General features: G+C 66.2%; 8 protein-coding genes. 2 read left to right on the top strand and 6 right to left on the bottom strand.

The genetic code is table 11. The features are described 5' to 3' along the window. On the top strand, window positions 1-1,059 hold a 1,059-nt coding region (locus JNK68_13495), incomplete at its 5' end, for a hypothetical protein (protein ID MBL8541370.1). Window positions 1,060-1,065: 6 nt separating this feature from the next. Here JNK68_13495 and ntrC read toward each other — a convergent pair. From ntrC to glnA, 4 genes are all read right to left on the bottom strand, one after another. Then, the gene (ntrC, locus tag JNK68_13490) at window positions 1,066-2,511 is read right to left on the bottom strand and encodes a nitrogen regulation protein NR(I) (GenBank protein MBL8541369.1); all 1,446 of its coding nucleotides are present in this window, start codon (window positions 2,509-2,511) and stop codon (window positions 1,066-1,068) included. 44 nt (window positions 2,512-2,555) lie between these two features. Continuing rightward, a complete protein-coding gene (locus JNK68_13485; protein ID MBL8541368.1) occupies window positions 2,556-3,617 on the bottom strand; it encodes a PAS domain-containing protein in 1,062 nt (353 codons plus the stop codon). Between the two features lie 11 nt (window positions 3,618-3,628). Then, the gene (locus JNK68_13480; protein MBL8541367.1) at window positions 3,629-4,111 is read right to left on the bottom strand and encodes a DUF4124 domain-containing protein; all 483 of its coding nucleotides are present in this window, start codon (window positions 4,109-4,111) and stop codon (window positions 3,629-3,631) included. 89 nt (window positions 4,112-4,200) lie between these two features. Beyond that, complete coding sequence (gene glnA, locus JNK68_13475; protein MBL8541366.1) at window positions 4,201-5,610, bottom strand: type I glutamate--ammonia ligase; 1,410 nt, start codon at window positions 5,608-5,610, stop codon at window positions 4,201-4,203. A gap of 279 nt (window positions 5,611-5,889) precedes the next feature. Here glnA and JNK68_13470 point away from each other — a divergent pair, with 279 nt between their 5' ends. Next, on the top strand, window positions 5,890-6,342 hold the full coding sequence (locus JNK68_13470; protein MBL8541365.1) for a rhodanese-like domain-containing protein: 453 nt from the start codon (window positions 5,890-5,892) through the stop codon (window positions 6,340-6,342). Here the strand turns inward: JNK68_13470 and JNK68_13465 are convergent. Both JNK68_13465 and JNK68_13460 read right to left on the bottom strand, forming a co-directional pair. Further along, a complete protein-coding gene (locus JNK68_13465) occupies window positions 6,333-7,574 on the bottom strand; it encodes an MFS transporter (GenBank protein MBL8541364.1) in 1,242 nt (413 codons plus the stop codon). The two genes, JNK68_13470 and JNK68_13465, sit on opposite strands and share 10 nt — an antisense overlap. Window positions 7,575-7,593: 19 nt before the next feature. After that, window positions 7,594-8,418 carry an undecaprenyl-diphosphate phosphatase gene (locus tag JNK68_13460; GenBank protein ID MBL8541363.1) on the bottom strand — a complete coding sequence of 275 codons (825 nt, stop codon included), beginning with the start codon at window positions 8,416-8,418 and terminating at the stop codon, window positions 7,594-7,596. Window positions 8,419-8,797: the final 379 nt, after the last annotated feature.

Below are 8,797 nucleotides of genomic sequence, written 5' to 3'. Positions count from 1 at the left end.
ATGCTGCTGATCACCGTCGGTTTCATGATGCAGGACGTGGTGGCGGACGCGCTGAGCGTCGAGGTCGCGCGGAACGACGAGGAACTCGGCCAGATCCAGGCGCTCGGCCGCATGGCGGTGCTCGCCGGCGGCATCAGCGTCGGTTATCTCAGCGGCGTGCTGGCGGAGCACCTCGGGCCGCGCAATACCTTCGCCGTCGCGGCGGCGCTGCCCGCACTCGTCCTCCTCACGCTGCCCTGGATCCGAGGTGCTGCGCGACGCGCAGTGGCGGCAGCCGACGCAGGCCCGCTCGGCCACGGGCGGGCGCAACTGGTGCTCGGCATCGGATTGGGCTATGCGGCGCTCGGGGTGGTGTTGAATGCGCTCGATGTTCCGTTCACGCAGGAGATCGTGCTCCTCGTGTCGGTCGTGCTGATCGGCGTGCTGCTCCGGCAAGTCGGCATCTCCGCCGCGGTCGCGGTCGCCGCGGTCGTGATCTTTCTGTTCCGCGCAACCCCCGGCGTGGGTCAGGGTTACAGCTACTGGGCGATCGACAAGCTCGGCTTCGACCAGAAGTTTCTCGGCCTGCTCGCGCAGGTGAGCTCGATCCTCGGGCTCGTCGGGTTGATCGTGTTTCGCCGCACGATCGTCGAGCGTCCGGTGAGCTTCACGCTGTTCTGGGTGGTGATCGCGGGTGCGGTGCTCTACCTGCCGAACATCGGCCTGTTCTACGGCCTGCAGGAGTGGCTCGGCATCAGCGCGCGCACGCTCGCTTTCGTCGACACGACGATCTCGGCACCGCTCGGGCAACTCACCATGGTGCCGATGCTGATCCTCATCGCACGCAGCGCACCTGCTGGGGCAGAGGCGACGATGTTCGCGATCATGGCTTCCTGGATGAATCTCGCGCTGTCGGCGAGCGAGCTCTTCTCGCGCTATCTCAACGAGGCTTTCGCGGTGACGCAGGCGGATTACTCGAACCTGGGGATGCTCATGATCACCGTCGGGATCATCAGCCTGCTGCCGCTGCTGACCCTGCCGCTGCTGCGCCGCTACGAACGCGCTGCGCCGCGTGGCTGACGCGCGTCAGTCTTCGGGCGTGGGGGCGTCGCGCCGTTCCAGCCCCAGCTCCTGAATCTTGCGGGTCAGCGTGTTGCGACCCAGGCCGAGGAGGGAGGCGGCCTCGATGCGGCGCCCGCCCGTGTGCAGCAGCGCGCGGGTGATGAGCGACTTCTCGAACTGGCGTGTGAGTTCGTCGATGATGCCCGTGTCACCCCGCCGTAGCAGCATGTCCACTTCGCGCTCGAGCGCGCCGGACCAGTCTTCGGCGGAGCGGGTTCCGGTGTCCGCCTTGAGTTCCGGTGGCAGGTCGTTGACGTCGATGTTGAGTCCGGGCGCCATCACGGTGAGCCAGTGACAGATGTTCTCGACCTGGCGGACATTGCCGGGGAAGTCCTGCGCCGAGAGGAAACGCACCGCGGCGTCGGTGAGGCGTTTGCACTCGACGCCGAGCTCGCGCGCGCTCTTCTGCAGGAAGTGCCGCGCGAGCAAGGCGATGTCCTCGCGCCGCTCCCGCAGCGACGGCAGCCGCAGCCGGATGACGTTGAGGCGGTGAAAGAGGTCTTCACGGAAGAGCCCCTGCTTCACGCGCGCTTCGAGATCCTGGTGCGTGGCCGCTATCACCCGTACGTTCGCCTTGATCGGCTGATGGCCGCCGACGCGATAGAACTGCCCATCGGAGAGCACGCGCAGGAGACGTGTCTGCAGCTCCGAGGGCATGTCGCCGATCTCGTCGAGGAAGAGCGTGCCGCCTTCGGCCTGCTCGAAACGACCGCGCCGCATGGCCTGCGCGCCGGTGAAGGCACCGCGCTCGTGTCCGAAGAGCTCGGACTCCAGCAGATCCTTGGGGATGGCTGCAGTGTTGATGGCGATGAAGGGGCTCGCGCCGCGCGGGCTGTGGCGGTGCAGGGCACGGGCGACGAGTTCCTTGCCGGTGCCGGATTCACCCGTGATGAGCACCGTCGCCTGCGATTGCGAGAGGCGGCCGATGGCACGGAAGACCTCCTGCATTGCCGGCGCCTGGCCGAGGATTTCCGGCGTGGCTTCCGCAACCTCGACTTCGCGCGTCTGCCGCAGGCTCTCTTCCAGCGCACGCCGGATGAGTTCGACGGCATTGTCGATGTCGAACGGCTTCGGCAGGTACTCGAAGGCGCCGCCTTGAAACGCCGCCACCGCGCTCTCCAGGTCCGAGTACGCAGTCATGATGATGACGGGCAGATGCGGATGGCGTTCCTTCAGCGTCTGCAGAAGATCGAGTCCCGAGGTGCCGGGCATGCGGATATCCGACAGCACCACCTGCGGCGTTGCGGTCTCGAGGCTGGAGAGCGCTTCCTGTCCGCTGGCGAAGGTCTTGAACGGAATGTTCTCGCGCACGAGCGCCTTCTCGAACACCCAGCGGATGGAGCGGTCGTCGTCGATGATCCAGACCGGCTTGATGATCTGGCTTTGTCGACTGTCGGCGCCGTAGCTCATCACGTTTCACTCCCGGCCGCGAAGGCGGCATCCACGGTTTCTCGTCACACCGCCTCCCGCAGCGGCAGCAGGATGGCGAAGCGGGTGTTTCCCGGCACGCTTTCGAACTGGATTACGCCGCCGTGCTGTCCGACAAAGGTCTGCGCGATCGTGAGGCCGAGCCCGGAGCCGCCATCGCGCGCGCTCACCAGCGGATAGAAGATCTTCTCCGAGATCGCGGGCGGCACGCCGGGCCCGTCGTCGAGCACTTCGATGAGCAGCGCATGCCGGTAGCGCTTGCGTGCGAGCGTGACCTGGCGCGCGAGACGCGTGCGAAGCTCGATGCAACCGCGTCCGCCGAGCGCCTGTGCCGCATTGCGAACCACGTTCAGGGTCGCCTGGATGAGCTGCTCGCGATCGCCCTTGAGCGGCGGCAGACTGACATCGTAATCACGCGCGATGACGATCTCCGGAAACTCGGCGAGCATGAGGCTGCGCACGCGCTCCAGCACCTCGTGGATATTCACGAGCACGAGTTGCGGCGCGCGGTTCGGCGTCAGCAGTCGTTCCATGAGCGACTGCAGCCGGTCGGCCTCCTGCATGATCACCTGCGTGTATTCGGACAGATCCGGGCGCACCAGTTCCCGGTCCAGCAATTGCGCCGCGCCGCGGATGCCGCCGAGGGGGTTCTTGATCTCGTGCGCGAGGCTGCGCAGGAGCAGGCGATTCGCCTCGGTCTGGTCGAGAATGCGTTCGTCGCGCGCAATCTTGAGTTGCTGGTCGATCGGTCGGAACTCCGCCAGCATCCGGCTCCATTCGCCGTGCCATCCCGGCACCTCGATCGGCGTGATGGTGCAGTTGAGGTGCTGGCGTGCATGTCCGGGCGTGCCGATGTGCAGGTCGTGCTCCATGTACGTGCAGTTGTTCTCGATCGCGTACTCGATCCCGGCGACGAAGACGCCGGGATTCTCGAAGATCTTCTGCACCGTCTGCCCCGCCACGCTGCGCTGGCTGAACTCGAACAGATTCTCGGCCGCCGGGTTGGCGTACTCCACGACCAGCGCATGATCGAGGACGATGACGGCGGTGGCGAGCAGTTCAAGTCCGGCAAACGCCGACGGGACCATCATGCTCTGGTCTACCTGGTGGCGGCCAGTTCACGCTTGAGGGCCGCCACGTTCTGCTCGTGCAACCCTACCGTCTCCTTCAGCTTGCGCAGGCGCTCGGCATAGGCGGTGCTGGTTCGATCCTCGCCGCTGCGCCCGATCTCGCCTTCCACCAGCGCACGCCTCGCGTCCGCAAGCAGACGTTCCTCGGTGCCGAGTTCGGTTTCGAGAATGCGCCTGCGACCCTGATCGCGCTGCTTCTGGGTTGCGCTATCGACACTCGGGAAGTTGGCGGGCGCCGCCGTCTGCCCACCCTTCGCCTTGGGCCGCGCAGCGCTCGGGGGCGGCTCGCGGATCGGCCCGATGTCCATCGCCATGCACCCCTTCTGCTTCGTGTTCGTGTAGCTCACGTTGCCTTCGTCGTCCGTGCACTTGTAGATCTCGCTGCGTGCGTTCACCGGCGCGAGCAGCAGAACGAGAACCGCGCAGGCGTTGACGAGCGTGCGGTGCGGCATGTTCGTGTGCGCAAAGGCGCCGATCGGCCGGAACAAAAAAGGGCGGGGAGGTTCCCGCCCTTCTTGTCACCGCGCTGCGGCTGGCGGGGTCACAGGCTGTAGTACATCTGGAACTCCACCGGATGCGTGGTCTGGCGGAACAGCGTGACCTCCTCCATCTTGAGTTCGATGTAGGCGTCGATCATGTCGTCCGAGAATACGCCGCCGCGGGTGAGGAAGTCACGATCCTTGTCGAGGTATTCGAGCGCCATCTCGAGCGAGGAGCAGACGCTCGGCACCTTGCTCGCTTCCTCGGGCGGCAGATCGTACAGGTTCTTGTCGATCGGGTCGCCCGGGTGGATCTTGTTCTGGACGCCGTCGATGCCCGCCATCATCAGCGCCGTGAAGGCGAGATACGGGTTGGCGGTGGGATCGGGGAAGCGCACCTCGATGCGGCGACCCTTCGGGCCCGCCACGTACGGGATGCGGATGGAGGCCGAGCGGTTGCGCGCCGAATAGGCGAGGTTGATCGGCGCCTCGAAGCCGGGGACGAGGCGCTTGTACGAGTTGGTGCCGGGGTTGGTGATCGCGTTCAGCGCCCGCGCGTGTTTGATGACGCCGCCGATGTAGTACAGCGCGAGTTCCGACAGGCCGGCGTACCCGTTGCCGGCAAAGAGATTCTGATCGCCTTTCCAGAGCGACTGGTGCACGTGCATGCCGGAGCCGTTGTCACCCACGATCGGCTTCGGCATGAAGGTCACGGTCTTGCCGTAGGAGTGAGCCACGTTGTGGATCACGTACTTCATGATCTGGCTCCAGTCCGCCCGCTTGACCAGGCTCGAGAACTTGGTGCCGATCTCGCACTGACCGGGCGCGGCGACTTCGTGGTGGTGCACTTCGACCTCAACGCCCATTTCCTCCAGCGCGAGACACATAGCCGAGCGGATGTCCTGCAGCGAATCGACCGGCGGCACCGGGAAGTAGCCACCCTTGATGGCAGGGCGGTGTCCGAGGTTGCCGTCGTCACGCTCGGCGCGCGAGCTCCAGGGCGCCTCGGACGAGTCGATCTTCACCGAACACCCCTGCATGTCGACGTGCCAGGTGACGGAATCGAAAATGAAGAACTCGGGTTCCGGGCCGAAATAGGCGGTGTCGGCGATGCCGGTCTGCTTGATGTAGGCCTCGCCACGCTTGGCGATCGAGCGCGGATCGCGGTCGTAGCCCTTCATGTCGGCGGGGTCGAGCACGTCGCAGGTGATGATGACGGTCGGCTCGTCCATGAACGGATCGAGATTGGCGGTATCCGGGTCCGGCATGAGCAGCATGTCGGAAGCCTGAATGCCCTTCCAGCCGGCGATGGAAGAACCATCGAACGCATGGCCGTCGGTAAACTTGCTCTCGTCGAATGCCTTGACCGGAACCGATACGTGCTGCTCCTTGCCGCGAGTGTCGGTGAAACGGAAATCTATGAACTTGACTTCGTTGTCCTTGATCAGCTTCATTACCTCGGCAACCGCCATGGCTCTTTCTCTCCGTGGATTTGTTGGGTACTGGGTGTGGGAGCAAAAAAACAGGGCACGCAAACTGCAGTTTGTGTGCCACGCCCTAATCGGGCGCAATTCTTTGTCTGATAATCCCTTTGGGGCCTGCGAACAGGATTCCGGGCACAATCTTAGTGCGCTTTCGCTCGTCACGCACCATCGATGTGCTGCCGGCGCGACCACTCGGAGGCGCGCAATCGAGCGGGGGCAGAGTAAACTTTCGATCCTGCCTCGCACGCAATTTCCGGGAAGAAACTCATGTCCACGCTCTCAGAACTCCTTGCCGTCGCTCAGGATCGGGCGCAACGGCTCAACCTGCCCTACAGCGGAGCGCTTACGCCGAAGGAAGCCTATGAAGTGTTGCGGCACGCCCCCGGCGCGCGCCTCGTGGACGTGCGCACGCGAGCCGAACTCGACTGGGTGGGACGCGTTCCGGGGGCCGTCGAAGTGGAGTGGGTCACTTATCCCGGCAGCCAGCCCAACCCCCACTTCGCGCAGCAATTGCGACAGCAGGTCGACGCCGAAGCGCTGGTGATGTTCATGTGCCGCAGCGGCGTGCGCTCCAACGCAGCGGCCGTTGCCGCGACGCAGCTCGGCTATACCGAGATCTACAACGTGCTCGAAGGCTTCGAGGGCGATAAGGATCCCACCGGACACCGCAACACCGTGGGCGGCTGGCGCCATGCCGGTCTGCCATGGGTTCAGTCCTGAGCCGTGCTCGACGGACGGCGCGCGTTCGGCTCGGCGCGGGCGATGCATCGAGCCGCCGGATGCGCGACCATGGCAGCGAGCAAGGTCGATGTCGTCGCTGCCAGGAAGGCGGCGGTAGGGGAGTAGCGCTCGACCAGTGTCCCGCCGGTTGCGGTGCCGGCGCTGATGCCCGCCAGTAGCGCTGTGGAAGCCCACGTGAACGCTTCGGCGACACGTTCCTTCGGCGCGATCCGCAGCACCAGGACCGAGTTGGCCGCGATCACGGGTGCCATCGGCGCGGCCGCGGGAACGACCGCCGCCGCGAAGACCGGCACGGTTGCAGAGAGCGCCAGCGCCGACAGCCCGGCGAGTCCGGCCGCCATCAGCAGCAGAAGCACGAGGAATTGCCGGCCGGCATCGAGTGGCCACGACCGCGCGCCGTAGGCGAGAACGCCGAGCACGCTGCCCACGCTCGCCAGCGCCAGGATCACTCCGGCGGCCGCAGGAACCTCGTGCGCGGCGGTGAGGCCGACCACCCCGATCTCGAAGGCGCCGAAGGCGAAGGCGAAAAGCATCGCCGCCGCAAACACCGCACGCAGATGACGGTCGCGCAGCGGGCTTGCCGCCGCCGGTGCGGATCCCGACGCGAGTGAATGCCACGCGCGTACCGGCCCTGCGTTGACGAAGAGCAGACCTCCGCCGAGCGCACACGCCGCTGACAGCCAGATGGCGCCGACCTGCGCGTGCGCGGCGGCAAACGCAGCGGCGAGCATCGGCCCGAGAATGAAGACGGTTTCGATGATCGCCGAGTCGAGCGAGTACGCGGTCCTTTGCAGGGCAGCGTCGCTGACCAGGCGCGGATAGAGCGCCCGCGCGCAGACGGTGATGGGCGGCAGCGAGGCGCCGGACACGAAGGCGGCGGCGAAGATCCAGCCGCGCTGCGCTCCTGACCAGGCCATAACGGTCAGCCCGACCATCGCCAGCGGATGCAGCGCGTTGCACGCCAGCAGCACGCGGCGCGGGCCGAGGCGGTCCAGGGCGCGACCGACCAAGGGGGCGACGGTGGCAAGTCCGAGCACGTAGCAGGCGGCGGCGACGCCGGCCGCACCGAGCGAACTGGCCTGACTCTGCAGAAACAGCACCAGCGCCAGGGTGGAGAGCCCGACCGGAATGCGCCCGATCACCGAGGAGATCACCAGTTGGCGCACCTCGCGGATCTGCAGGAGGCGCGCGTACGGACTGGCGGCGATCATCCGCCGGCCCGCGGCGGAATCACCCGGCGCTCCACTCCACGACACCCGTGTAGGCGGTCAGCAGCACGATGACGCCGAAGACGATGCGATACCAGGCGAAGACCGTGAAGTCGTGGCGCATGATGTAGCGCAGCAACCAGCGAATGCAGAGGAACGCCGAGATGAACGACGCCACGAGGCCGACGCCGAAGTAGCCCGCGTCCTGCAGGTCGAGCAGCGCGCGGTTCTTGTAGAGGTCGTAGGCGCCGGCGGCGATGAGCGTCGGCACCGCGAGAAAGAACGAGAACTCGGTCGCCGCCTTGCGCGACAGTCCGAAGAGCAGGCCGCCGATGATGGTCGCGCCGGAGCGCGACGTGCCTGGGATCAGCGCGAACGCCTGGGCGCAGCCGACCTTGAGCGCATCCTTCCAGGTCATGTCGTCGACGGAGTCGACCGTGATCCGGTGCGCGCGCCGTTCCGCCCACAGGATGACGAAGGCGCCGACGATGAAGGCGATGGCGACCGGCACCGGTTTGAAGAGCGCGGTCTTGATGTACTTGCCGAAGGCCAGCCCGAGCAGTGCGGCCGGCATGAACGCGATGACAAGGTTCACGGCGAAGCGCTGCGCGGCGCGATCCGAGCCGAGACCACCCAGCACCTGTGTGAACTTGTGACGGTACTCCCAGACGACGGCGAGCATGGCGCCGGTCTGGATCACGATCTCGAAGATCTTGCCCTTGGCATCGTTGAAACCGAGCAGGTCGCCGGCGAGGATCAGGTGCCCGGTGCTGGAGATGGGCAGGAACTCGGTGAGCCCCTCGACGATGCCGAGGATGAGGGCCTTCCAGTAGACGGGATCGATCATGGGGTCGCCGCAGAAAAGGGCGGATGGTAGCACGGGCCCCCTGCGGCAGTTTCAGGTGGCGGGGCCGTGCCATCGCTTCCAAGATTGCGTGCGGCTACCGCGGTCGGGGGGCGGAGCGGGCGTGCTTCAGCGACAGGTCAGGCTGCGAGCGAGGAGAAACCATCGACGACGCGCTTGAAGGCCATAAGAGCACGGCGGGCGGCGCCGGCAGGCCCGCCCATGCTCAGCGAGAGGTGACGCGCGGCAGGCGTCAGCCGCGGAACTGGCGTGCGAGCGCTTCCACGCTTGCGCTCAACTGATCCAGGTTCGGCACCTGCCCATCCGGGGTGAAGCGGTCGACCACGTCCGGCAACAATTGCGACAGACCTTCCGACGTCTC

The sequence above is a fragment of the Betaproteobacteria bacterium genome, assembly GCA_016791345.1.
GTDB lineage: Bacteria > Pseudomonadota > Gammaproteobacteria > Burkholderiales > JAEUMW01 > JAEUMW01.
This window is presented reverse-complemented; position numbering and strand designations above follow the sequence as displayed.

What these genes read in the sequence shown, in the direction of transcription:
- ntrC (MBL8541369.1), bottom strand. Translation starts at nt 2,511, where the DNA reads ATGAGCTACGGCGCCGACAGTCGACAAAGCCAGATCATCAAGCCGGTC.
- JNK68_13470 (MBL8541365.1), top strand. Translation starts at nt 5,890, where the DNA reads ATGTCCACGCTCTCAGAACTCCTTGCCGTCGCTCAGGATCGGGCGCAA.
- glnA (MBL8541366.1), bottom strand. Translation starts at nt 5,610, where the DNA reads ATGGCGGTTGCCGAGGTAATGAAGCTGATCAAGGACAACGAAGTCAAG.
- JNK68_13480 (MBL8541367.1), bottom strand. Translation starts at nt 4,111, where the DNA reads ATGCCGCACCGCACGCTCGTCAACGCCTGCGCGGTTCTCGTTCTGCTG.
- JNK68_13460 (MBL8541363.1), bottom strand. Translation starts at nt 8,418, where the DNA reads ATGATCGATCCCGTCTACTGGAAGGCCCTCATCCTCGGCATCGTCGAG.
- JNK68_13485 (MBL8541368.1), bottom strand. Translation starts at nt 3,617, where the DNA reads ATGGTCCCGTCGGCGTTTGCCGGACTTGAACTGCTCGCCACCGCCGTC.
- JNK68_13465 (MBL8541364.1), bottom strand. Translation starts at nt 7,574, where the DNA reads ATGATCGCCGCCAGTCCGTACGCGCGCCTCCTGCAGATCCGCGAGGTG.